Below are 23,614 nucleotides of genomic sequence, written 5' to 3' on the forward strand. Positions count from 1 at the left end.
TTAGTTAGTCTAGACTTAGTCTAGACTTCATAATAACGCCTCCTAAGGTGAGTTCTGAGGGCTCCAACCCAGTACATACTCATCCTAGCGGGGCGTTCGTTTTACTGCAAATTGAATCTACTAACACCTACAGGAATGTTAACGGGCAGTTTAGCGCAACAAAATGCCTCCTTTTACGTTAATGTAACAAGGGGTGAAATAATGAGGAGTATTTCTCTTGTTTTTCTAATATTGATGATTTTAATAAGTGGATGCAGTGGTCACAATCCAAACAAAGAAAGAAGTATCCCAATGATGCGTTATGATTTCAATGAACCGTTTAGATTTCCATTTGAAGTTAATGAAGTTCGTACGGAGATATCAATTGATGATCCATATGAACTTCACCAATATGTTTTTCATTATAAAAACAAGCAGACCACGCAAGAAATAAGCTATATCTTGAGTAAGGTTATTGATGAACCAGAGAAAGTATCTGAGCAAGGCAAGCAACCCATTGAACTTGAAAATGGGAAACAAGCATATTACAAAGAGGACGAGACCAGCCAATCAATTTGGTGGAAAAGTGAAAATGGGTTTTTGGCTCGATTTATTTATTATATAAACGGATACCATATTCAGTTAGGTAATTATAAATTAGATGAGTCCGACCTAATAGACTTAGCTAATCAGGTTCAATAGTATCTTTGGATGCCTGTAAATATTCAGTTCATTATTAAGCAAACGGGCAGGATTGTAGAGCAAATTATAGAATATTTTTACTAGATTGATTGCCAAATAAGGTGTGATAAAAGGTGAAAATAAGTACCAAGCTTTTAACTGAAGTGATTAACAATTGGGATCCTATCGGTCTATTAGCTGGAGGTGCTCCACAGAACGAGTATGATATTGAGATCAATCAGATTGCACAAAAGTCTATAACATGTACAAATGAAATAGATTTAGCAAAACTTATATACAGAGTGTTCAATGATATGATGGGTGTGAAGCTAGACCATCTAAGTTGCTTAAATCAGGCATTTAAAATAACTGATCGTAATAACAATACTTTCTTCAACTAACGAGGAACGTTAGTTCAATGAAACAGCGATAGTCTAGGACTTTATTTTTTGTCCTTGGCTGTCGCTGTTTCAATTTCTGAGGTCAGTCTAAAACTTATTGTATGAAGTCTGACGATATTACAATTGAGAATCAGCGTGGAATAAAGACACCCAGTCTAATGCTTTATTTTCTACCGCCAGCTGAGTTTTGGGAACGAAATGTGTTGCTGGCAGTAAAGAGGGGCAAATTGCTTTTGACCATTAAGGTTAGCAGCCGTTCGAGAGAGGATAGAAATTAAATCAACCTCGGTGATTTTCTCTTGCCCTATCGTAAACTCAATAACGTAGAGCAGTTCTCTTTGCATAGCTGCAATGGCTCCAACTGATCCATTCACGCGAACTGACTGCGCAGCCCGCGCACTTCCCCTTTAAACGGTCGCTCAAGAAAGTGAACTTGGAGGGGATATTTTTATGGGCTTTTTATCTCCATTCCGTTTTCGATCACGATACTGCTTAGGTGTGAAATCGGCATGTTTTTTAAACGATTTAATAAAGTGAGTCTGGTCATAATAGTTCAAACGAGTAGCGATGGTTGAGACCGATTCACTTGTGAAATCGAGCAGCTTCTTAGCTTCTTCTATTTTCTCCTGATGGATGAAATGACTGATCGTGAGTCCTGTTTCTTTTTTGAAAAGGGTGGATAAATAGGTACCGTTAAGTCCAGTCAGCTCAGCCAGTTCAGAGATAGAAATCGCATCATATAAATGATTAAAAATGTATTCGCGGCATTTCGCGATTGGCTTAGAAACGGTGCCTTTCCGATTCTCGCTAACGCGATCCGTAATATCTAAGAAGGCGTCTATCATCGCGGTTTCAACCGAGCGAACATCCGTTAAATCCTCGATATGCTGAATGTAAGTATCGCTTAAGCGATATGCCAGCTCAGTATACAGTCCACCCTCCATACCCGCTCGAACGGCTACAGCAATTGCGCAGATGGCAATATTTTTGCGGCTTCTCAAATGACTTCGTTTGGATAGTGTGCCTGCCTCCCCAATTACACCCATTACGAATAGATTCTTAAGTGCAGCTTTATCGCCGTTCTTAATATGCCGTAATAATATCTGTTCGAATTCCTGGCTCGTGTGAAKATTAGAAAATTCCTTCATATTAGACATCGACAGCTCGATAGCTTCCTCTGACAAAAAACGTTGGTCCAACCGGAAATTATACTCAAGAACATCCGTTAATGCTAACTCCTCTTGATTGACAATCCAATGTGCCATGATGCCAATGTGAAATAATCTCTGCTTGGAAACAAGAGGGAGACTGCGCAAATATTCAACCCAAGCTGGATGGAGTTTTCTGGGAATATTATTATCATTCATGAGATTTCGAACAGTTTCCTCGGAAGGAACATAATCAATTGAGGGACCTATAATAATGGTTCCTACTCGCTTCAAATTCGAATAAACGGGCTGCACGATAAAAAATTCCTCAAACTCCGTTGTCTGTATAACGGGAAAAGTCTTATCCCAGGTTCGTTTTATTAATTGCCGGAAGTATTCTGGATTTTGTAAGGCGGAAAATGGGATAGGAGCGTTGGATTCGAAATATTCCTGCCCGCTTGGATCATCCGCACTCAACCAATAAACAGGCAGCTGCAAGCTCTCATGAAGTAATTTAGCTAAAAAGGAAGGATTAAATTCCATCTAATGCCTCCAAATAAATTTACTTTTATTCAAATAATCATACCATATTTCCGTTTTTTTGATCATCTATAATGAGTGAGTAGTAAAAAATGAAAACGCTTCACAGTTTGTGAGTTTATTTAAGGATGATTCAAAAAGAATTTTGACATAAAGAAAATGGTTTCACAAATGATATTGGAAGAAAAAGCAGATATGTACTCTGGCTTGGATGTTTGGCATTTAAAGGTGCTTTTTCAGATGAAATGGTCGAACAGCTTCTCCTCCAACTAAACGGACAAAAATAATTATACAATCGAGGTTGCTACTATGGAACAGACTAAACTTTCATTTTCGGAGAAGCTTGGGTATGGCGTTGGAGATATTTACGCTTACGTGACCTATCTCATTCTCAACATTATTTATTCAGGAGCGAACGTTCCTTATGGTGTGTTGAATTCATTGATTACATAAGATCCTTATGAGCGATCTTTGCTTAACATATTCCGTATGTTGATGGCTATCTTTGGCGCGGTGCTCGTCTCGACCATGACGGTTCCCATCGTAAATGCATTCGGTGGCGGCAAACAGGGATGGATGATGACGTTTACTATTTATGGTGCGATTGCAGCGGTGTTGTTCTTGATTACTTTCCGTACGACGAAAGAGAGAGTTAAGCCAGCAGTAGTCCAAAATCAGGTCCCTCTTAGCGGCTCTTTGAAAGCGCTTTTCTGCAATAAATATTGGGCGCTGCTCGTGGTCTTCATGATTCTAAGCTTTATTATGACGTCGGTTAATACAGCGGTTAACATTTATTACGCGCAGTATATTTTAGGAAATGCTGAATTGATGTTCATTCTTGGCGTTATTTCCTTTATCCCGTTGTTAATTGGCTTGCTGTTTGTTGCTCCGATTATTAAAAGGTTCGGTAAACGTAATTCCTCACTCCTAGGGTTAGCCATCACGATTTTGGGAGCAGCGATTACGGTTATTGATCCAACTAGCATTAAAATCGTAATCGTCGCGTCGGTGATCAAATCACTTGGCGGCGTTCCATTAGCTGCAACGATGTTCGCGATGCTTGCAGACACCGTAGATTATGGAGAATGGAAAACAGGCATGCGAACAGAAGGTTTAGTTTACAGCGCTGGAAGCTTCGGCTCAAAGGCAGGCAGCGGGCTTGGCGCCGCGATAGTCGGTTGGATGCTCGCATTTGGAGGTTATGTTGGTGGTCAGGAGCATATTAGCGAATCCGCTCGTTCCTCAATCCTGTTCATGTACATTTATTTGCCGATCATCATTAGTGCGCTCATGGCCGTTATTCTCTACTTCTATAAATTAGATAAGCAATTCCCGCAAATTGTAAAAGAGTTAGAAGCAGCTAAAAACATATAAATAGGCAGGGAGGGGACAAGGCCACAGCTAAAATATAATTCAAAAACGCAATGTACTGAAAGCTGGCTCCGGTATTTTTACGGCGTCAGCTTGTTTGGCTTTATTCGGAGGTTGACTCTTTAATCATGTGAAGCTAGGAATGCATTAGCATTATTGTGTTTATTTACATTTTCATTCCGTAGTATAATAGGAAGTATGCTGCTCCATAGGCTAGTAAATGAAAATTGAAATTGTATTTTTTTGCATAATTCTTTAGGATTAAGGAATGAAATGATAATTAAAAAGCTGAGTAGAGGTATTAAAGTGACCCCATAAAGTGTGACAGGTTATTTTATTAGGCGATTTTCTGGGAATGAGTCCGGTACAGTACCGGACTCATTCCTTTTAATTTTGTCTTAATACGCTTGTTATTGTAGTAATCGATATATTTTGATAGTTCATGATTAAAATGTTCAATACTTTCAAATTCATTTATATAAAGAAATTCAGGTTTCATTGTGCCGAAGATGCTCTGGATGACGGTGTTATCACAGCAGTTACCTTTGTCGGGTATCTGGTTGGTAAAGATCTGTTTGTTAATGAACTGGAAAGTATAGTACTGTATTGGTATATAAATAGCTTGAGTTACTGGTAAACTCCCATTGAAAATATTTCTGGCGAAATGTGGTGATGTACTTGTTAAAAATGCTTGTTGTTGATGATGACAAGTTCGAACGGGACGGCGTTAGGTTTCTCGTTGATAAATACGGACTGCATTTGGAGATCTTTGAAGCTGACAGTGGTGAAAGCGCTCTCTTGTATATCGAAAGTCATGATATTGACATCTTGCTCACCGATATCCGGATGAACGGGATGGACGGATTACAGCTTGCAGAGAAGGTTCGTGAGCTTGGTAAGCCTATCAAAACGATGTTTATGAGCGCCTATGGTGAGTTTGAGTATGCACAGAAGGCAATCGATCTGAAGGCGATCCATTATATATTAAAACCTGTGCAGGTTAGCGAATTTATTAAAAATATGACCGAGGTCATCGAACTGTGCGAGGAAGCGTTGAAATTGAAGGTTCAGCAGGAAAAACTAAAAGCTGCCTATTTGAAGGAAGTCAGATACGAAAAGCAGAAGCAGCTTACCGATATTATACTCAGCAAGTCAGAGGAGACGGATGACAAACGAGATCTGAAGGTGCCTACCGGCAGGTTCGATAAGTATCCTTACATGCGGATGTGTATGCTGGATTCTCGTAAACGTTTTTTCGATCGGCTTGATCTTGATATCGAAGAGCAGTTGGGCGAACTCATTCATCGCAACGTCGATTTTATTCACTTGAATGAGTTTCAAGCGTTGCTGTTCTTGGAAACAGCCCCCGACGAGTCGCTGGAAGCTATAACGGAGCTTGGCCAGCAATTGATCCGGATATTCCAGTATATGTACGATAATGATATTTGTGTTGTGATCAGCGGATTGATGGATGATGTAAAGCAGCTCCACAAACAATTTCACGAAATGGAAACGATGCTGGAAAACAAGTTCTTTTTCGATGAGGGTACGGTGATGCTGGCAAACCGCACATCATTTGCTCAGGGCGATATGACAGCAGTAGTAAATGATGTGTTAACGCAATTGACGCAAAATATTCAGCATAACCGGTATGATATCGCGCAACTGTATGTCGAGCAACTGTTTGATGCTCTGCAAAACAGTGAGCATTTAACGGTTATCTATGTAAAATATGTGTGCACCGAAATTGTCAAAGCTGCATTCAATGCCTCTATAAAAAAGAATAACGATAGATTCAAGCATAGTTTGGAGGACATCTATAAAACGGTAAAGTTGAGCGATTTGCGTAAAGTAGTACTGCGTATTCTAAAGGAAAACGAGTCTTTCTGCGAAACAAATTTGGAAGCGACCTCCAAAGCGATCGATGAAGTCGTCCGAATAATCGAGAACGAATATCAGGCTGACTTGTCATTGGAATTATTGTCGGAGCGGGTTTATTTATCTCCTAGTTATTTGAGCCATCTATTCAAGAAACAGAAAGGGATAAGCCTTAATAAGTTCATGACCGTGCACCGAATGGAAAAGGCAAAGGAACTGCTTATAACAACCAATCGTAAAATTATCGATATCGGCCAGGATGTTGGTTATAACAACTTCTCCTACTTCAGCTCGTTATTCAAAAATCATTTTGGTCGAACGCCTTCCAAATACAGAGAAGAGGCATAAACGATGAAACGGCTGATCTATGGTTTGTTCAATCGTTTACGGTTTAATCAAAAACTATTTCTTTCTTATTTAATCGTTATTATCATTCCTATTATGGTGCTTGGCATATACGCCTACAACCAATCAAAGGACATGCTCAAATTGCAGGCACTGCAAGGGATTGATAAGAATGTGAATACCGTTACTCAGAATATTGACAATTCGGTTGAACGTTACAATCATGCGATTCGATCGATTGTATTTACTAAGATGTTTCAGAAGATTGTAGCCAACGATTATATTGACTTAGTCAATCTTTCACGGGATTTGAAAGATTTCTTGGATCCGTATTTTATCATGATGATGAACCTTGACAAGGACATTGAGAAAATAACCTTTTACACGCAAAGCACTGTTCCAGAATTCGGCGATTCAGTAGTCTCATATAAACGGGTTAATGAGAAGCCATGGTACAACGAAGCTATGAAGGGGATAGAACCGCTATGGAAATATGAGGATAACGAACTGTTTGTCATTCATAAATTCCCAAAAACTCTCAAAGAGCCCAATACGAATATGGTCTATATGCGAATTAATGAGAACAGTTTCTTCAAAAACATTACCGATCTAGATCAGGAGTATGCTGTCATTATCTCTGATGGCAATAACCGAATCGTATATGCGAATCAAAGTGCAAAGTTGATTGCCTTTGACTTCAAAGAAATGATGAAAATGAATGAGGGGACGGTACGCACCGGTCAAACGGAAATGTTTCTTGTCAAGAAGAAGATCGTGCAGGCTAATTGGACGGTCTATTGTTTCGTACCCGCAGCGCTTGTGTCCCATAACGCAGGTTCAATCATTAATGCGACGCTAATCGTGATCCTTGCTTGTATTGTCAGCTTGCTGATCATTATTTCGATCTTTTCCAAAACATTTATCAAACGAATATTCTCACTTAATGCGATAATGAAGCGGGTCGAATGGGGAGAATTGGATTTGCAGGTTCAAAGTGAGGCCAGGGATGAAATCGGCGAACTGACTAATCGGTTCGGCAAGATGCTTAATCGGCTTAATGAACAGATCGATGAAACCTATCGAAGTAAAATCATTCAGAAAGAGGCAGAGCTGAAAGCGCTGCAATCGCAAATCAATCCTCACTTCCTATACAATACGCTCTCATTCATCAATTGGAAGGCGCTCAAAAACGATGCGCCGGAAATTAGTCATGTCGTTACATCGATGTCGAAATTTTATCGGACGGCTCTTAATCAAGGCAACAATATTATTACTGTGCGTAACGAATTGGAAAATATCAAATCCTATATTGAGATTATTCAGGTTATGGGTGATTATAGCTTCGATGTGGTTTATAAGATCGATGAGGAGGTTAACGATTATTCAACAATAAATTTAATTCTTCAACCGCTCGCAGAAAATGCAATCAAGCATGGTATCAAACAGAAAAATAATGGAAAGGGTCTACTGTATGTTAGTGCCTGGCTTGGTAAAGGGACGGTCAATTTCGCGATTGAAGACAACGGTCCAGGTATGGAGAAGGAGATGATCGATACGATACTTACGATGCAATCGACAGGATATGGCCTCAAAAATGTCAACGAGCGTCTGCAACTGCGGTTCGGCACTAAATACGGCATCTCCATCCAAAGTCGACTTGGCTATGGTACAGTTATGACCATCGTTATTCCACAAAGCTTGTATAGTTCCACAGTATAAACAACTTATTCTCCCAAATTCAACTTCGCCCGCCGGCTAGCCGGACGGGTTTTTTTAACTCCGTAATAAACTGCATCATTTCTAAAATATTTGATAATTATTAAATAACTTTCCTATGATATATTCTCTTTAGCACAATGGAACCGCTTACAAAAAGGAGGAGATAAGCAATGAGCGATACGATTAGGGCAATTAGCACGAAACAGGTGCTGAGGAGGGAGAAGATAAAAAAATATAAACAATACCGTGTGCTGCTGATTATGATGATTCCGGCAGTTGTCTATTACATTCTATTTCATTATCTCCCCATGTACGGCGTATTGTTGGCATTCAAAGATTTTAAAATTACACAGGGCATCATCGGAAGTCCATGGGCTGGACTTCATCATTTCGAAAAGATCATGAACGACACGTATTTCTACACTGTGTTGAAAAATACATTAATTATCAGTTTAAGCAAGCTGGTGTTTGGTTTCCCGGTACCCATCATTTTTGCATTGTTATTGAGTGAGATTTCTAATATGAAATTCAAGAGGTTAGCTCAGACTGTGTCCTATTTACCTCATTTTATATCATGGGTTGTCATGGCTGGGATATTCTTTACGTTGTTTTCCTTGGACGGTCCTATCAATGGCATTGTAAAACTATTAGGCGGCGATCCGATGTTATTCTTGGCGGATGATCGCTACTTCCGCACCATACTTGTGGCGACGAGTATTTTCCAAGGTTTCGGATGGGGTTCAATTATCTATTTCGCAGCCATTTCGAGTATCGATCCGCAGTTGTACGAAGCTGCTGTACTCGACGGAGCTGGCCGGTTTAAACGGATGGTTTATATATCTATACCAATGCTTGCGCCCGTTATAGCCATTATGCTTATTTTATCAATGTCCGGTATTTTGGATGCGGGTTTTGATCAAATATTCAATATGTATAATGTCAAAGTGTATAACGTTTCAGACATAATCGATACTTATGTGTATCGTAAAGGTTTAATTGAGATGAACTATAGCTACGCGACGGCCGTTGGATTGTTCAAATCCGTGGTTGCTTTGATCCTGATCGTTATCGTAAATAAGATAGTGAAATGGATCGGCGGCAAGGAGCATGCCATATGGTAATTTTCTTAATTAGACGAGGGAGCGAGAACGATGATTAACATAAAAAAATCAACGGCAGACAAAATAGTCGACGTCTTTTTGTATCTCATTCTGGCAGGTATTATCTTTATCACATTGTATCCCTTTTGGACGCAGGTCGTGATTTCTTTAGATGGCGCAGGAGCAGACAGTGCTGCCTATTCATCAGGCTTCATATGGTTGCCGACACAGCTCACGTTCGAGAGCTACAAGCTGGCCTTTAAGTTCGATGCGCTATGGACGGGATACTGGAATACGATTATTCGAACCGCGCTGGGTGTTATATTATCTATATTTTTCACGGCTATAACCGCCTATCCATTAGCAAAAAAAGACCTTCCCTTCAACCGATCGTTTACAAGCATGATTTTGTTCACGATGTTGTTTGCTGGGGGGACGATTCCTTCGTATCTGCTTATTAAGGAGCTGAATATGCTTGATACGATTTGGTCGCTTGTTATTCCAGGTATGATAGGTGCGTTTAACGTGTTGATTATGCGAAATTTTTTTCGTTCGATTCCGGAAGAACTGGAAGAATCGGCACGTGTGGATGGTGCAGGTTACTTGCGGATATTTACTCAGATCGTCATACCATTATCGAAGCCAGTTCTGGCTACGATTGCTTTATGGGTAGGTGTGGGTCACTGGAATGCATGGTTTGACAGCATGATCTACATTTCAGATCCTAATAAGCAAGTACTGCAGATTGTTTTACGCAAAATTATTATCCAGAACAACATGGCGGATATTAACAGCGTCATTCAAAATATCGGTAAAACAACAGAGTTTTCGGGAAGACAGCTGCAAGCCACGGTTGTCATGTTCTCGATCATTCCAATGCTGGTCGTTTATCCATTTATCCAAAAGTATTTTGTCAAAGGCGTTATGATTGGTGCTATTAAAGGGTAACCCCCCTAATAGATAATATTTCATAAACAGAGAGGGCTGGTTGAAATGATGAAAAAGCGTATATTGCTAGGAGGGCTATCCACAGTCATGCTGATGTCGATCATGGCGGGATGCGGCAAAAATGATTCCTCGGGTAATCAGACTGATAATGGTAATAAACAATCGGCAGTCAGTGGAGAAGCGACGAATAAAAAAATGAAATTGATGTTTTGGAATTTAGATGAGAATCAAACGACAGACTCTGTCGGATTAAATGCACTGAAAGAGAAGTACAACGTCGATTTGGAAAGTATTGCATCAACCAGGGAAGCGATGAAAGAAAAACTGAACCTTCTTATATCCTCTGGTGAAATTCCAGATTGGTGGAAAGAGCCATCGTTTACGGATTACGATAAATTTCTCCAACAGGATGTTGCCGCTGAAATTCCGCAACAATTAATTGAACAAAATATGCCGAAATATACGGAGTGGCTTAAACGTTACCTTGGGGAAGATCCATTTAAGTATATAAGAAGAGATGGAAAAATCTATGGATTACCGGTCATCTGGGATATTGGTATCGACGGTATACAGCTTGGTTTTCGTGAAGATTGGTTGAAAAAAGTAGGCATAACAAAAACACCGGAAACGCTTGATGAGATGGAAGCTGCATTGACGAAATTCCGGAACGAGGATCCTGACGGCAATGGCAAAAAAGATACGTATGGCATCACTGCAGCAGGTGAAAATATCGAATCTATTTTCAGCTCCGTGTTTGGCGCATATGATGCTTATCCTAATATATTCCGTGAGAAAGATGGAGTAATCGTCCGTGGAGAAATTGAACCAGGCGCGAAGCAAGCGCTTGAAGTTCTGAATCGTTGGTATAAAAATGAATTAATTGATCCCGAATTTGTCGTTAATAAAGGTAATAATGTTGAAGACAAAGTGCTTACGGACAAAATAGGAGCGATTGAATATTATTGGTGGGCGTTCTTGCCGGGCAACGCATTCCTTGGTGGAGAACAGTGGTATGACAAGCTGGCTAAGAAGTACCCGGGCTTTAATTTTGCAATTGAAGGCGGAATTAAGGGACCCGATGGGAAATACGGCATATCACAGTACAACCCAGCCTTTGCATCGGGTGTTATGTTCGGTAAGCATTTAGAAAAAGACCAGGAAAAACTGATTAAATACATGCAAATTTTCGAAGCTAGCCAATTTGATCCGGAAATTTATGAAAAAATGAACTTTGGAGAGAAAGGTGTCCATTGGAATAAGAGCGACAAAGGAACGGTTGAATTCATCGCTCCATATACAGACGAGAAAGAACGCAAAAAAATAGGGCTTGGCGGTTACTCGATGGCAGGCTCGTTCAATGACTACGATTTTCAAACGTCATATACATCTGAAGAAAGTCTGCGTCAGCTTGCGAAGGATACACGTGCCAAGGGAACGAGAAATATTGATATTCTAGCACCATTCAACAAGCCCATCTACAATGAAACGCAAGATAAGTTGAAACAGTATACACTGCAAAATTTTATAGATTTTATTACGGGTCGCAAACCGCTGAGCGAATTCGATAGTTTTGTAGCTGAATGGAAAAAGATGGGCGGCAATGATGTGTTAAACGAAGCGCAACAAGTATATGACGACAATTTAAAATGATAATCATTTTGAAAAGATAGTTATCGATCTAAGAATGCGCTTAAATGAAAAATTATGCAGCAGGGAGATAGGAGAACTATGTATACCATAAACGCTGGTGCCTTAAAATTGCAGTTGAACGAAAAAGGTCAAATCACAGCTATGAACGATAGCAGGGATCATGCGTATGCATCAACTTCGCAGACTACTGTGCTTATACGCATTGTGATCGATGGTCGAATGGAAGTGCCTTCGAAGGCATCTTTCAACGCGGTACTGGGGCTAATAACATTTGAATTTGCAGATAGCGGTGCTGTGGTCGATGTATTGATAGCAGAAGAATCGCAGTATGCGACATTTGAGATTCAGCGTATTGAAGGCGCCGATGTGGATGGGGTCATATGGGGGCCGTATATGACAACGGTTGCCGGTTCGATCGGTGAATCGGTAGGTGTCGTTCATAATGGACATTTCGCGATCGGCCTTCAGGCATTGAATATCAAGACTGTCGGAGGGTGGCCGATCGAGCTCGATCGATTGGAAAATGTGCAGCAAAGTTATTCGGACAACGGGAACGTAAAGCCGGATCCTGACAGTCCGCAAATATCCGATAGTAAATTCGAGTATGATGTTTGCGCAGCATGGCCGACAAGCGAAGGAAGCCTGCTGCAGGCATTTGCCAGAAATCGGTTGAAGAGCTTTCGTCGTCCGGCATGGAACTTACCGCTTGTTCAAGTAGCGCCCATAAGTGGGGACGACGCATCAATCGTTGGAACAAGTATTGCTTTGTTCGGTTGTGAGTTACAGCATGTGCTTGAGACGATTGAAGCGATTGAGATTGGAGAAGGACTGCCTCATCCTTTGATTGAAGGGGTCTGGGGTAAAATATCGCCTATGGCAAACCAATCCTACCTGATTACGGATTTTTCCGAATCTACAATGTCCGAAGCCGTACGTTTTACAAAGATGGCTGGTCTTAAATACGTGTATCATCCCGATCCATTCATCAATTGGGGACATTTCACTCTGAAGCCCAAAAGCTTCCCGAATGGGGATGAGGGTTTAAAGTCTTCTGTGGCAATGGCAGAAGGTGAGGGTGTTCATGTCGGCGTGCATACACTATCCAACTTTACGACATTAAATGATTCCTATGTAACGCCAGTGCCGGATGAAAGGCTGCAAATGGCAGGCATGTCGCGATTAGTTGCAACGGTTGACTTAGAAGCAGATTGTATCGAGGTTGATGATCCCGCGCCGTTTCAACTACATTTGTTCCGGCATACAGCACAAATCGGAAGTGAACAAATAGAATATGATGGAGTTACAGAAAGCGCGCCTTGGAAGCTGACAGGCGTTAAGCGTGGAGCAAATGGAACAACCATCGCGACGCATGAAAGTGGTACGATTATAGGTCGACTATGGGATCACCCTTACGATGTATTTTTCCCGAACATTGAGCTGCAGGACGAATATTGCGTCCGTATCAACGATCTATTTATGAAAACGGGCTTGAAGCAAATATCATTTGATGGTTTGGAAGGCTGCTATGCAACAGGTCATGACGGGTATGGAGTGAATCGTTTTGTGAAAATGTGTTATGACGGTTGGGGAGAAGAAGTTATTAACGATGCTAGCATTGTCGTTCCGAACTATTTGTGGCATGTATTCACAAGGTTCAACTGGGGCGAGCCTTGGGGTGCTGCAACACGTGAAGGGCAGCTTGAATGGCGGCTTACCAACCAGCGGTATTTTGCCCGTAACTTCATTCCGTCAATGCTTGGATGGTTTCTTGTTCGTTCTGCTTCCGATCAGTTCGAAGCGACGTCACCTGATGAAATAGAGTGGGTATTATCGAAAGCGGCAGGTTTCAACGCTGGTTTTGCTTTAGTTGCGGATATGCAGGTGCTTGGGCGAAACGGTAACATCGAGTCGGTATTCACATCCGTGCGCGAGTGGGAGACAGCAAGACAAGCCGGCGCCTTCACATCCGAACAACGGGAACGGTTGAAGGACCCGAAAAGCGACTGGCATTTGGAAGCTTCAGGTGAAGGGAAGTGGAATTTATACCCTGTCCATATCTCAAAACCGCTCGTTTGCAACCCGGCGGAGCTGCAGCCAGGTCAGCCAGGGGGAGCAGATTGGACGCATTTCAACCGATATGCGGATCAACCGCTTAAATTTACGCTGCGTGTCATTCCTTCATATGGTAACGATGATGCTTCGATTAAACGTCCAACTTTTTATACGAACGGTGTTTATATGACGTTTGATACAGAAATTTTCGTGAATCAATATCTCGTTTGTGAAGGTGACAGAATCGGTAAAGTTTACGATCAGAACTGGAATCTGCTAAGAACCATTCATGCTTCCGCCGATGCGCCAATCGTAAGAGCGGGTGGACAGCCGCTATCATTCAGTTGTAAATTCGAAGGCGATCCGAAGCCTCTAGTTAGCGTCAGAGTGACGACTTGGGGAGAACGGGAAGAAGTAGTAAATTAAGCGACGGCCGTTTTCCTATACATAATAGGGGAACGGTCTTCTTTGGAGGAAGCAAGTTTGCAGGAAACCTACTCCCCATTATGTAAGTTTTCCAGTTAAGCCCAATTCTGATTTCTGAGATGGTCCTCCCTTTTGTTACCTCGACTTTCCAGCCCTTTGTAATGATCATAAGTCCATTGCTACATACTTGTAGTAGCCAGCTTGTCACGCCGCTGATTTCGAGATGAGATATAATGGACAATCTGGTATGTCACTTCAGCGAAGAGAATTCCCCCAAATACATCAATGAGTGCATGCTGCTTAGTGAAGACAGTGGAAATGATAATAAGCCACAACAAAATGTACATAAAGACTCTAACAGACAGTTTGACAACTAATTCACGTTTCAAAGTTATGAATAGCAAATAACTCGTTAAGCAGTGGACACTTGGAAAACAGTTAAAGGGTGCGTCAGACTCGTAAATAAAATTAACAAGCCTGCTTGCCAAGTCAGCGCCATCAACATCGGGCCGAGGTACAAGGGTAGCAAAAAACCAGAAAACAACATTGCACGCCATGACGGAAATATTATAGATCAATAGAGTACGCCAATAAATACGGCGATGTTTAATAGCTAGATACAAAAAGCTTAGATATAAAACGGGCATCCAGCTTATATAAGGGAAGATAAACCATTTTACAAAAGGAATTAAAGTATCTATCCAAAAATAATCCAAAATAATGTCTGGTCCAATATTGCTGGCAATCCCCATATAAATAAACCCCTGAAGAGGAATGGAAAGAATGCCTAAAAGGTGTTTCCATTTTTCAATCCACATTTTCATTTTAGTCCTCACTCGCTTCTCTTGAAGTTTTATTCATTCTAAACTTCATCAGATGCCAGAACAATACACAAATGTAATACATTATTGAATTCGTTTTTGGAAAAACATATTTTAACATATGTTATTCTGTATTCTGTAATGGAGTAATGTTGCTCCTGAAGGTGCGGAGGGATCATATATGACAATTTCTCAAAGTAAAAAAGAGTATTTGCGTCGCATTCATAAAGTGCAGGATTATATAGAAGCAAATGTATGTGATTCTCTTTCACTAGATGAGCTTGCTTCCATTGCCGGGTTTTCAAAGTATCACTTTCATAAAATTTTTAAAGGGATCGTGAATGAATCATTGCTGCAATACGTAAACCGAGTGAAGCTGGAGAAAGCACTAAATTTTCTCATTCATCGGCCAGATATGACAGTTACGGCAATTGCTTATCAATTTGGTTTTACGGATACTGCGATTTTTTCACGGGCGTTTAAAAATTATTATGGTGTAAGCCCGAGCTATTATAGAAATCAATATCGCAAGAATTGCAAAGACTTGATAAAAATATCTCCTTATCATGAAAGTATGCTGAAAATGACAAAAAAGGATGATGAAAATAAGGTAAAAGGAAAGGTAACCATTGAGACGATTGGCGAGATGAATGTTGCCTATGTGAGACATCTTGGCAGCTATGAACAATTAAAGCTTGTTTTTGAATCACTCCTGCGACAGCTGTTCGCTTATTTAAGCAAATGGAACTTCATCGATTCGAGCAGCATAAAAGTGTTGACGATCTATCATGATCATCCGGAAATTACAGAGGATCATCATAGAAGAACCAGCCTTTGTGTGACAATCCCAAGCAGTGCTGCCAAGGTCATCGAAAAAGGGGATAGTGATGTCGGAATCATGATTATACCTTCCGGCAAATACGCTGTAGGTCATTTTGAAATATACCAAAATGAGTATAGTGAAGCTTGGGACTATTTATGCGGCGAATGGCTGCCCCAAAGCGGTTATCTTCCTCGTGACACCTCAAGTTTTGAAGTATATGTCAGCGAACCAGACCCAAACCCACAAATAAAACATGTCGTAGATATTTATTTGCCGATAGGACCTCTTGCATAGTCAAATCTAGAATAAGGGGCGATGAGATGGAGCAGAAAAACATAACGATAAAAGGGGCACGAGTGCATAACCTCAAGAACATAGACATTTCAATTCCAAAAAACAAGCTGGTGGCAGCAACTGGCGTCAGCGGATCAGGCAAATCCAGCCTTGTGTTCGATATTATTTTTGAGGAAGGACGCAAGCAATACTTGCAATCCTTAGGTATTGTTGCTGGGCTTGATAATGAAGACAAATTCGATAGTATACAAGGTTTAAGCCCAGCCATAGCAGTGCAGCAAAATACGATCCGTCAAAGCAACACGCGCTCAACCGTAGGCTCAAAGACCAATATTATGAATAGGCTGGCACTGCTCTATGCTGGAGAAGGGTTGATCCGTTGCTCCACCTGCGGAACAGCTGTGAATGACAACCTATTCTGCTTAGAATGCGGGAATAGGGAGGAGCGATTGTCGCCAAGTTATTTTTCCAACCTTTCTCCAAATGGAATGTGTATCAAGTGCTCTGGGCGAGGATCGTGTTTTGAAGTTGACATGGAAAAACTTGTTTCAGATAGCCGTATGACTTTGGAGCAGGTTCTTGATGGAGTCGGCTTAACTCCTGGTTATTTGCGATTATTTCAAAGGAAGTTCCATTCATATTTAGCTATTCCTTTCTTACAGCTGCCAGAAGAAGTAAGGGGAGAAATCATCTATGGGCATTATGCAAACGGCAATTCTGAAAAACGCAGCGCCTGTTTAACGAACATATTTCATACTCGCCTTCATAGAGGAGAACCGTTAAATGGTGTGTATGCTAATATTGTATGTTCCGAGTGCCATGGATTTAGAGTGGGTGAAGAGGCAAGGGCGGTGCTGTTAAATGGGAAGCACATTGGTCAACTTGGGCGGATGACAATCTCAGAAGTGAATGAATTACTTGAAGATTTGCGCCAGCAAAACACGTTCACGATGATGGGTAAAAACTTGCTGCAAGAAATATTGCTTAAAACGAATAACTTGATTAAAGCACGCCTCGGCCATCTGTCCCTTTACAGAGAAATGCCAACTTTGAGTGGTGGAGAAATACAGCGATTATTTCTGCATTCACATTTGGATGCAAAAATGGATTCAATGATCTATGTTCTCGACGAACCTACTGCAGGACTGCATGAGTTTGAAAAATTGGATGTTTTAAAATTTATACAAGAACTCAAAGGCCTGGGCAACACGGTGATTGTAGTAGAGCACCATAGTAATGCAATCAAAATAGCGGAGCACATTATTGACATAGGACCCATGGCGGGTATTGAAGGTGGAGAGGTTATTTATGAGGGTGATTTAGAAGGATTGCTCGAGTGCAAAGAGTCTATCACTGGCCAATATCTTTCAGGCAAAATGACCATGCCGTCCAGATCTAAACATCCGTGTATTGAAACAGTACCTTGTCTGACCATTCGACATGCCAAAACGAACAACCTCAAGGATGTGACAGCAGCTATTCCTTTAGGTGTAATGGTCGGGATTGCAGGTATGTCGGGAAGTGGCAAAAGCTCGCTGATTTCAAATACGCTGCTCCCTCTCCTGAAAAACCATTTTCGTAATAAGCAGGATAGCAACGAAGAAACCGAAATGGGCAATGAGGTAGAAGCAATGATGACTCAAATGGCTGCGGACAGGTTGGAGGGCTTGGAGCATATTTGTGGATACGCCGAAATATCACAGGCACCTATAGGCAGGAGCTCGAGCTCCAATCCTGCATCTTATATAGGCATTTGGGATAAAATTCGCAGCCTGTTTGCCAAACAGCCGGCAGCCGTTAAGCGGAAATTATTTTCAGGCCACTTCTCATTCAACTCGAAAGGGGCTTGTTCGGAATGCTGCGGCAGTGGACATACGGCAATCTGGCTGGGCGGCAATTTGAAAATAGAAAAACCATGCACAGCATGCTATGGGAAAAGGTTTAACCATGACACGTTATCGGTCGAATACAAAGGTAAAAATATTTTTGACATTCTTGAACTGAGCGTCTCGGAAGCGGTTGTTTTCTTTGAAGACAACAAGGTGATTGTGACAGCTTTGAAAGTAATGGATCGAATGGGGCTCGGATACTTAAAACTGGGTCAGCCCACTCCCACTTTAAGCGGCGGTGAAGCGCAAAGAATAAAACTCGCTAAAGAGATTGGCCGAAGGCGGAAAGGGAATACCCTGTATATACTGGATGAGCCTACCACTGGTCTTAGTCTGTATGATACGGCAAAGCTCATCGAATTGTTAGACGAGCTTATAGCAAATGGGAATTCTGTAATCGTCATTGAACATAACCCGGCTGTTCTAGCTTCCTGCGACTGGATGATAGAACTTGGACCTGGCGGCGGCCCAGAAGGAGGTTATATTATTGCAGAAGGTTCACCCGATGTGCTGAAAGGAAATCCAAAGTCCTTAACCGGGAGGTATCTATAATGCAAAGAGATTACTGGCCAACAACAGAGTGGCGGACGAGGGAGCCAGCAGCTCTTGGCATGGACACGGAGAAGTTTTCCGAACTTAACCATTTAATTAAAACCCAATATCGCAATCTAAATGGTATTGTTGTTGTGCATAAGGGGTATATCGCCTTTGAAAAGTATGAAAACAGCTTTATCGCTAGTGATACCCATCATGTAGCTTCGGTTACGAAAAGTGTGACATCTGCTCTCATCGGCATCGCTATAGACAAAGGATTTATCAAAAGTGTAGACGAAAAGGTACTGGATTTCTTTCCCGAATATGTTTCCGATGCCAGCGACATTCAGAAGCGGGCGGTAACGATCCGGCAGCTTCTCACGATGACGGCGCCATTTCCTTTTACATGGAAACCAGGAGGGGGAGTGAGGGAGCCGCTGGACAGACTGCGGAGGCAAAAGGATTGGACTGAATATACGCTTGACCTATTAGGACAAAAAGGGCGAATGGGCGAGTTTCAGTATTGTACTGCGGGTGCACATCTACTGTCGGTTATTTTGACACGCACGACAGGTAAAAGCGCTCGTGAGTTTGCAAATGAGCAGTTGTTTGGGCCAATTGGGATGAAAATCATTGCTGATCGCCAAATGAAATCGTTTGGTATCGAAGATCTATTTGGGAAAAACCTAAAAGGATGGATTCATGACCCTAACGGAAAATCGACAGGGGGTTGGGGGCTTTGTCTAACTCTTAGAGATATGGCGCGTTTTGGATTTCTATATTTAAATGACGGTATTTGGGAGGATAAACAGATCGTCTCCAAAACGTGGCATGATGAGTCGATCGCAATGAATCCGAATAAATACGGTTATTTGTGGTGGCTGCAGGAAGAGAATGGGAATTTTGCATATATGGCAATGGGTGATGGAGGCAATGCTATTGTTTGCATTCCAGCCAAAGATTTGATAGTTTCCATAGCTTCCGAAATCGTCAGCAAACCTCGTGATATATGGCCTCTGATTAAAAATTGCATCATTCCCTCTGTAATAATCCGTTGAATATCCTCTATTTGCTATCGTATAGTGTTTGCTAGTCTGATTGACACATGCCTATAATAATAGATGCAGCATTTGTGGCATTCCATAATCGTATTGAAGACGAGTTATCCTACGAGATAGCTAAATATAGCCTGCTTTAAGAGATGATAGTAGGATAGGAGACAGGTGAGACTATGACAACGAATAATGAGACAACTAACGAGGAAGTAAATAATAAGGAAGCTGCGATGTCCGAGGAGAAATGGGCTGAGCTTATAAAGGCTGTTCACCATAATGGCCTTGTAGCTTTAAAAATGCATTTTAACGAGGTTGAAGCACAGGTATCAAATTTCGTAGATTACGGCCCAGTTTTTGTATTTAACGTGAAGGATGAATCGGGCAGTGTTTATTCGTGTGGATTTTTTCTGCGTGAGTTAATTGCTAGATTCCAATCGGATAATGATCCAGCCGTATGGTTGGCTTCTTTTTTCGTCGATCTTATGGAGACAGAAGGTGGAAAGCCTCTTCCTAAACCGGCTACGAATGAAGATGAGGCTAAAGAGATCATAGACAAAGTACTCGTACCGCAATGTATAAAAGCTGTAACAGAAGAGTTTGCTCCGGAACAGGTACATGCGGGGCTGGCTTGGAAGGAAGACCACGGTCCGATTTTTGAAGTGGGTTTTCCAGCAATCATAGATGGAAATAACGTATGTGCTGTTTCTTTGCATCTATTGCTAACACATTTGCAGTTGAATCGGGATCCAGGGGAGCTGCTAATTCAAGGATTGTATGACATTCGGAATGAGCATGGCTTAGAATAAATAACGAAGATAGGATTTAACGCAGCCTGATTGGGCTGCGTTTTTTTTATATGATAACATCGATCTAAGATCATAAAAAGTGTACAATTTAAGAGAATAAGAATAATAAATGGATTGACTCTAATGATTCGATAAATCATAACAAATTGGAGAAGAAAACATGAATATAAATCTACATACTGAGGTTTGCCAACTGTTTAATATTCGTTATCCGCTTTTTTTAGCTGGAATGGCTGGCGGGCCATCGACTGCAAAATTGGTAGCTGCAGTATCGAATGCAGGTGGACTAGGAACGCTTGGCGCTGCATATATGGAGCCGGCTGCCATTCGAGAAACGATTAATGAAATCCGCAAGCTGACAGATAAGCCTTTTGCAGTTAATCTGTTTGCGACGCAAACTTCGGATGACAATACTCGAATTGGAGAAGTTCAGCGAGAGTTAAACCTTATGCGGAATGTGCTTGGAATTTCTCATGCGAGTGCGGAACATGTGACGACTCCCGATCGTTTTGACCAACAAATGGCTGTTTTGCTCGAAGAGAAGGTTCCTGTCATCAGCACAGCATTCGGTATTGTTCCGGAGCTTTTCTTGCGGCAAGCTAAAGAGGCTAATCTTCTTGTTGTTGCGATGGTAACTACGGTGAACGAAGCGCTTCTGGCGGAGCAAGCAGGCTGCGATGCGATAGTTGCCCAAGGCAGCGAAGCGGGCGGACATCGAGGAACATTTGATATAACCGAACATCAGCTAGGTGCAAATATTGGAACATTTGCTTTGATACCGCAAATTGTAGATCTTGTGAGCATTCCGGTCATTGCTGCGGGCGGCATTATGGATGGACGAGGATTAGTAGCGTCTCTTATTTTAGGAGCACAGGGTGTCCAAATGGGGACGCGATTTCTTACAGCGATAGAATCTGGTGCGCATGAGGTTTATAAGCAGGCTCTGCTGAAAAGTACAGAGGAGAGCACAGTTATTACGAAAGCTTTCTCGGGTCGACCAGCTAGAGGCATACGTAATTCATTTGTTAAGCAATGGGAAGAGAACGGGATCGAGCCCCTTCCGTTTCCTACTCAAAACACCGTGACTCGTGATATAAGAAACGCTGCAAGCAGCCAAAACAATTCAGAATATATGTCCCTATGGGCTGGTCAAGGAACGAGGATGCTTACTTCTGACCAATCTGCGGAGGATATTGTTGCGGAGACGATTCGGCAAGCACTTTCCATTTGTGAGACGGGCACGTCCCAATAACATAAATTTCCGAAAAAGGAGGGAAAACAAAATGTTAACGGAAAAACAAGAAGAATCTCTAAGTAAGTTCATGAGTAAAATTTTGAGACATTCACCTGATGCTTTTGGCATCACATTAGACCAAGAGGGATTTTGTAAATTGGATGATTTCGTTTCCTCCATTCGGAATGAAGCAAGATGKAGCAGCATTCAAAATAGTGATATTGAGCAAGTCGTCCGCCATTGTAAGAAGCAGCGATATGAAATTGTCGGTGCCTTTATTCGTGCAAACTATGGGCACAGCGTTGAAAGAATAACTTATAAAGAGGCAAAGCCCCCTGCCCTATTGTTTCATGGTACGAACACTAAGGTTTCGAATATTATTTTAGCCGAAGGTTTAAAGCCAATGGGAAGACAATATGTTCATCTTTCGGAATCGCTTGATTTTGCAACACTTGCAGGAAAAAGGCGAGGAGAACTAGTCATCCTGCATGTTAACACCGAGCTTGCATTAACTCTTGGCGTCAGCTTTTATTTAGCTAATAATGGCGTTTGGCTTTCTGATTTTATACCGCCTTCCTGTATCTTTATGAAGTAAGTGCTTTCATTTTTTTGTCCTTTTGTATCGTTTATGGTTAATTCTGTGAAAATGTTAATGCTTAAGTCCCAATAAACTGTGATATAATTTTGCCCAGAAGATGAACGTTGGATTTTACACCAACTTAATTAACTGGGAGGTACGCATGATCAGAGATGCCAAGCGGATTAGAGGTCTTATAATCACCATGATATTGGGTTTGTTTCTGCTTTGTATCGGACCTATGACGAGTGTCCATGCAGGGAATGCAGCTGCTGCGGAAGATTGGACGATTAAATTTAATGGGAAAATAGTGAAGATAACAGATCCGCTTTATGTGTCAGAAGGAAGATTGTTTGTTCCGGTAGCCCGCATAGCTGATATGTTCGGTGCGAAGTCGAGCTGGGATAATGTAAACGAAGAAGTAACAATACATACAGAATTAAAAGATAAAGTCGTGCTGGGAAATGGAGTACCAGTCGTATATTTCAACGAAGCCCGTTATAAATTGGACGCGGTGCCATTTTTAAAGGACAATAGGCTGTATGCTCCTCTGCGCCAATTGTCAGAAATGCTGCATGCTAATGTGGTATTGAATGCAGAATCAAACGTTATTGAACTTATAAAAGTACAGCCTGCTGTAATTACAGAAGAGTACGGCTTGGATGAGATCAGCAAGGAGTTTGGCAGCACCAAATCAGAACTGCTCAAATGGAATGGACTCGATAGCAAGGCGAAGATCAAGCCGGGAACAAAGCTCAAGGTCATCATTCCTTCAAATGTTGATCAAATAGCAAAACCATTCACTGATGCGGATTATATGCTGCTTGCTAAGATTACGATGGTTGAAGCAGGCAATGAATCCTATGAAGGACAGCTTGGATTAGCGAATGTCATATTAAACAGAGTGAAGGATGAGCGGTTTCCGGATACGATACGCGACGTCATTTATTCAGGCAAGCAGTTTCCTCCAGCACATAATGGACTCTTAGATAAAAGTAAGCCAAATGCAAGCTCACTTCGTGCAGCGAAAGATGCGCTCAACGGTAAAAATAACGTGGAGAATGCTGTTTATTTCTTCAATCCCGATATTTCCAAAGGATCGTTTTGGTCCAGCTTAGATGTTATTGTGACAATCGACAATCATAGCTTTGCAAAATAGTTATAAGATAGCCGCTGAACCATTGCAAGGTGCAGAAAACAAGGGGAACAAGTCCAAAGGATTTGTTCCCCTTGTTGTTAAGAGGACGAAGACAGAGCTGCCGTATCGTTGTTGGATGACTGAAACCATTTGTGGTAATCTATAATAGATTTGCAGTAGAGTTGCCGTATGATATGATCGCAAT

The 23,614-nt window shown here is 41.5% G+C and carries 19 protein-coding genes and 2 pseudogenes; 17 read left to right on the plus strand and 4 right to left on the minus strand.

Annotated features, from left to right (window positions below; translation table 11 throughout):
• Window positions 1–111 precede the first annotated feature (111 nt).
• Window positions 112–681, plus strand: coding sequence for a hypothetical protein (locus AC1DM9_RS30130; RefSeq protein WP_477583759.1), 570 nt, complete (start codon window positions 112–114; stop codon window positions 679–681).
• A 113-nt stretch (window positions 682–794) separates the two neighbouring features.
• Window positions 795–1,061 (plus strand): hypothetical protein, encoded by a 267-nt coding sequence (locus tag AC1DM9_RS30135; RefSeq protein WP_477549849.1) that lies wholly within the window; start codon window positions 795–797, stop codon window positions 1,059–1,061.
• A gap of 170 nt (window positions 1,062–1,231) precedes the next feature.
• Here the strand turns inward: AC1DM9_RS30135 and AC1DM9_RS30140 are convergent, their stop codons facing one another.
• Entirely contained in the window at window positions 1,232–1,405 is a 174-nt protein-coding gene (locus AC1DM9_RS30140) for a hypothetical protein (protein ID WP_441880898.1), read from the minus strand.
• Window positions 1,406–1,480: 75 nt separating this feature from the next.
• Window positions 1,481–2,752, minus strand: a complete 1,272-nt coding sequence (locus tag AC1DM9_RS30145) for a helix-turn-helix domain-containing protein (RefSeq protein WP_477583761.1) — start codon at window positions 2,750–2,752, stop codon at window positions 1,481–1,483.
• 306 nt (window positions 2,753–3,058) lie between these two features.
• On the opposite strand from AC1DM9_RS30145, the gene AC1DM9_RS30150 reads away from it, so the two are divergent.
• Both AC1DM9_RS30150 and AC1DM9_RS30155 read left to right on the plus strand, forming a co-directional pair.
• The gene (locus AC1DM9_RS30150) at window positions 3,059–3,202 is read left to right on the plus strand and encodes a hypothetical protein (protein ID WP_441880900.1); all 144 of its coding nucleotides are present in this window, start codon (window positions 3,059–3,061) and stop codon (window positions 3,200–3,202) included.
• A gap of 12 nt (window positions 3,203–3,214) precedes the next feature.
• Window positions 3,215–4,123 (plus strand): annotated as a pseudogene (locus AC1DM9_RS30155) (MFS transporter); the annotation flags it as partial.
• Window positions 4,124–4,457: 334 nt separating this feature from the next.
• On the opposite strand, the pseudogene AC1DM9_RS30160 reads toward AC1DM9_RS30155, so the two are convergent.
• A pseudogene (locus AC1DM9_RS30160) lies at window positions 4,458–4,670 on the minus strand (IS3 family transposase); the annotation flags it as partial.
• A 122-nt stretch (window positions 4,671–4,792) separates the two neighbouring features.
• Between AC1DM9_RS30160 and AC1DM9_RS30165 the strand changes: the two are divergent.
• The 6 genes from AC1DM9_RS30165 to AC1DM9_RS30190 all read left to right on the plus strand — a co-directional run bounded on the left by AC1DM9_RS30165 (window position 4,793) and on the right by AC1DM9_RS30190 (window position 14,238).
• The gene (locus tag AC1DM9_RS30165; RefSeq protein ID WP_477583764.1) at window positions 4,793–6,346 is read left to right on the plus strand and encodes a response regulator transcription factor; all 1,554 of its coding nucleotides are present in this window, start codon (window positions 4,793–4,795) and stop codon (window positions 6,344–6,346) included.
• A 3-nt stretch (window positions 6,347–6,349) separates the two neighbouring features.
• Window positions 6,350–8,062 carry a sensor histidine kinase gene (locus AC1DM9_RS30170; RefSeq protein WP_441880902.1) on the plus strand — a complete coding sequence of 571 codons (1,713 nt, stop codon included), beginning with the start codon at window positions 6,350–6,352 and terminating at the stop codon, window positions 8,060–8,062.
• Between the two features lie 170 nt (window positions 8,063–8,232).
• Window positions 8,233–9,183 carry an ABC transporter permease gene (locus AC1DM9_RS30175; RefSeq protein WP_339203897.1) on the plus strand — a complete coding sequence of 317 codons (951 nt, stop codon included), beginning with the start codon at window positions 8,233–8,235 and terminating at the stop codon, window positions 9,181–9,183.
• A 30-nt stretch (window positions 9,184–9,213) separates the two neighbouring features.
• Window positions 9,214–10,110: a carbohydrate ABC transporter permease gene (locus AC1DM9_RS30180; RefSeq protein WP_076271526.1), complete on the plus strand. Its 897-nt coding sequence runs from the start codon at window positions 9,214–9,216 to the stop codon at window positions 10,108–10,110.
• Between the two features lie 45 nt (window positions 10,111–10,155).
• Window positions 10,156–11,760, plus strand: coding sequence for an extracellular solute-binding protein (locus AC1DM9_RS30185; RefSeq protein WP_477583767.1), 1,605 nt, complete (start codon window positions 10,156–10,158; stop codon window positions 11,758–11,760).
• A 78-nt stretch (window positions 11,761–11,838) separates the two neighbouring features.
• Window positions 11,839–14,238 carry a hypothetical protein gene (locus AC1DM9_RS30190; RefSeq protein ID WP_477583769.1) on the plus strand — a complete coding sequence of 800 codons (2,400 nt, stop codon included), beginning with the start codon at window positions 11,839–11,841 and terminating at the stop codon, window positions 14,236–14,238.
• 179 nt (window positions 14,239–14,417) lie between these two features.
• Here AC1DM9_RS30190 and AC1DM9_RS30195 read toward each other — a convergent pair whose 3' ends face one another.
• Complete coding sequence (locus AC1DM9_RS30195) at window positions 14,418–15,062, minus strand: phosphatase PAP2 family protein (protein WP_441880905.1); 645 nt, start codon at window positions 15,060–15,062, stop codon at window positions 14,418–14,420.
• 178 nt (window positions 15,063–15,240) lie between these two features.
• Between AC1DM9_RS30195 and AC1DM9_RS30200 the strand changes: the two genes are divergently transcribed.
• The 7 genes from AC1DM9_RS30200 to AC1DM9_RS30230 all read left to right on the plus strand — a co-directional run bounded on the left by AC1DM9_RS30200 (window position 15,241) and on the right by AC1DM9_RS30230 (window position 23,430).
• Window positions 15,241–16,176, plus strand: coding sequence for an AraC family transcriptional regulator (locus AC1DM9_RS30200; protein ID WP_477549856.1), 936 nt, complete (start codon window positions 15,241–15,243; stop codon window positions 16,174–16,176).
• A 26-nt stretch (window positions 16,177–16,202) separates the two neighbouring features.
• The gene (locus AC1DM9_RS30205; protein WP_477583771.1) at window positions 16,203–18,617 is read left to right on the plus strand and encodes an excinuclease ABC subunit UvrA; all 2,415 of its coding nucleotides are present in this window, start codon (window positions 16,203–16,205) and stop codon (window positions 18,615–18,617) included.
• Window positions 18,617–19,657: a serine hydrolase domain-containing protein gene (locus AC1DM9_RS30210; protein WP_477583773.1), complete on the plus strand. Its 1,041-nt coding sequence runs from the start codon at window positions 18,617–18,619 to the stop codon at window positions 19,655–19,657. The genes AC1DM9_RS30205 and AC1DM9_RS30210 overlap by 1 nt, the downstream gene beginning before the upstream one ends.
• Before the next feature lie 173 nt (window positions 19,658–19,830).
• Window positions 19,831–20,460, plus strand: a complete 630-nt coding sequence (locus AC1DM9_RS30215; protein ID WP_441880909.1) for a hypothetical protein — start codon at window positions 19,831–19,833, stop codon at window positions 20,458–20,460.
• Between the two features lie 160 nt (window positions 20,461–20,620).
• A complete protein-coding gene (locus tag AC1DM9_RS30220) occupies window positions 20,621–21,712 on the plus strand; it encodes an NAD(P)H-dependent flavin oxidoreductase (RefSeq protein ID WP_477583775.1) in 1,092 nt (363 codons plus the stop codon).
• A gap of 31 nt (window positions 21,713–21,743) precedes the next feature.
• Window positions 21,744–22,289 carry an RNA 2'-phosphotransferase gene (locus AC1DM9_RS30225; RefSeq protein ID WP_477583777.1) on the plus strand — a complete coding sequence of 182 codons (546 nt, stop codon included), beginning with the start codon at window positions 21,744–21,746 and terminating at the stop codon, window positions 22,287–22,289.
• Between the two features lie 145 nt (window positions 22,290–22,434).
• The gene (locus AC1DM9_RS30230; RefSeq protein ID WP_477583779.1) at window positions 22,435–23,430 is read left to right on the plus strand and encodes a cell wall hydrolase; all 996 of its coding nucleotides are present in this window, start codon (window positions 22,435–22,437) and stop codon (window positions 23,428–23,430) included.
• The last annotated feature ends 184 nt before the right edge of the window (window positions 23,431–23,614 follow it).

Source organism: Paenibacillus sp. 01T431, assembly GCF_056398625.1.

Bases quoted from the DNA above. Each gene is read 5' to 3' on its own strand.
- AC1DM9_RS30140 (WP_441880898.1), bottom strand. From the start codon at position 1,405: ATGCAAAGAGAACTGCTCTACGTTATTGAGTTTACGATAGGGCAAGAG.
- AC1DM9_RS30150 (WP_441880900.1), top strand. From the start codon at position 3,059: ATGGAACAGACTAAACTTTCATTTTCGGAGAAGCTTGGGTATGGCGTT.
- AC1DM9_RS30165 (WP_477583764.1), top strand. From the start codon at position 4,793: ATGTACTTGTTAAAAATGCTTGTTGTTGATGATGACAAGTTCGAACGG.
- AC1DM9_RS30170 (WP_441880902.1), top strand. From the start codon at position 6,350: ATGAAACGGCTGATCTATGGTTTGTTCAATCGTTTACGGTTTAATCAA.
- AC1DM9_RS30175 (WP_339203897.1), top strand. From the start codon at position 8,233: ATGAGCGATACGATTAGGGCAATTAGCACGAAACAGGTGCTGAGGAGG.
- AC1DM9_RS30180 (WP_076271526.1), top strand. From the start codon at position 9,214: ATGATTAACATAAAAAAATCAACGGCAGACAAAATAGTCGACGTCTTT.
- AC1DM9_RS30185 (WP_477583767.1), top strand. From the start codon at position 10,156: ATGATGAAAAAGCGTATATTGCTAGGAGGGCTATCCACAGTCATGCTG.
- AC1DM9_RS30190 (WP_477583769.1), top strand. From the start codon at position 11,839: ATGTATACCATAAACGCTGGTGCCTTAAAATTGCAGTTGAACGAAAAA.
- AC1DM9_RS30195 (WP_441880905.1), bottom strand. From the start codon at position 15,062: ATGAAAATGTGGATTGAAAAATGGAAACACCTTTTAGGCATTCTTTCC.
- AC1DM9_RS30200 (WP_477549856.1), top strand. From the start codon at position 15,241: ATGACAATTTCTCAAAGTAAAAAAGAGTATTTGCGTCGCATTCATAAA.
- AC1DM9_RS30205 (WP_477583771.1), top strand. From the start codon at position 16,203: ATGGAGCAGAAAAACATAACGATAAAAGGGGCACGAGTGCATAACCTC.
- AC1DM9_RS30210 (WP_477583773.1), top strand. From the start codon at position 18,617: ATGCAAAGAGATTACTGGCCAACAACAGAGTGGCGGACGAGGGAGCCA.
- AC1DM9_RS30215 (WP_441880909.1), top strand. From the start codon at position 19,831: ATGACAACGAATAATGAGACAACTAACGAGGAAGTAAATAATAAGGAA.
- AC1DM9_RS30220 (WP_477583775.1), top strand. From the start codon at position 20,621: ATGAATATAAATCTACATACTGAGGTTTGCCAACTGTTTAATATTCGT.
- AC1DM9_RS30230 (WP_477583779.1), top strand. From the start codon at position 22,435: ATGATCAGAGATGCCAAGCGGATTAGAGGTCTTATAATCACCATGATA.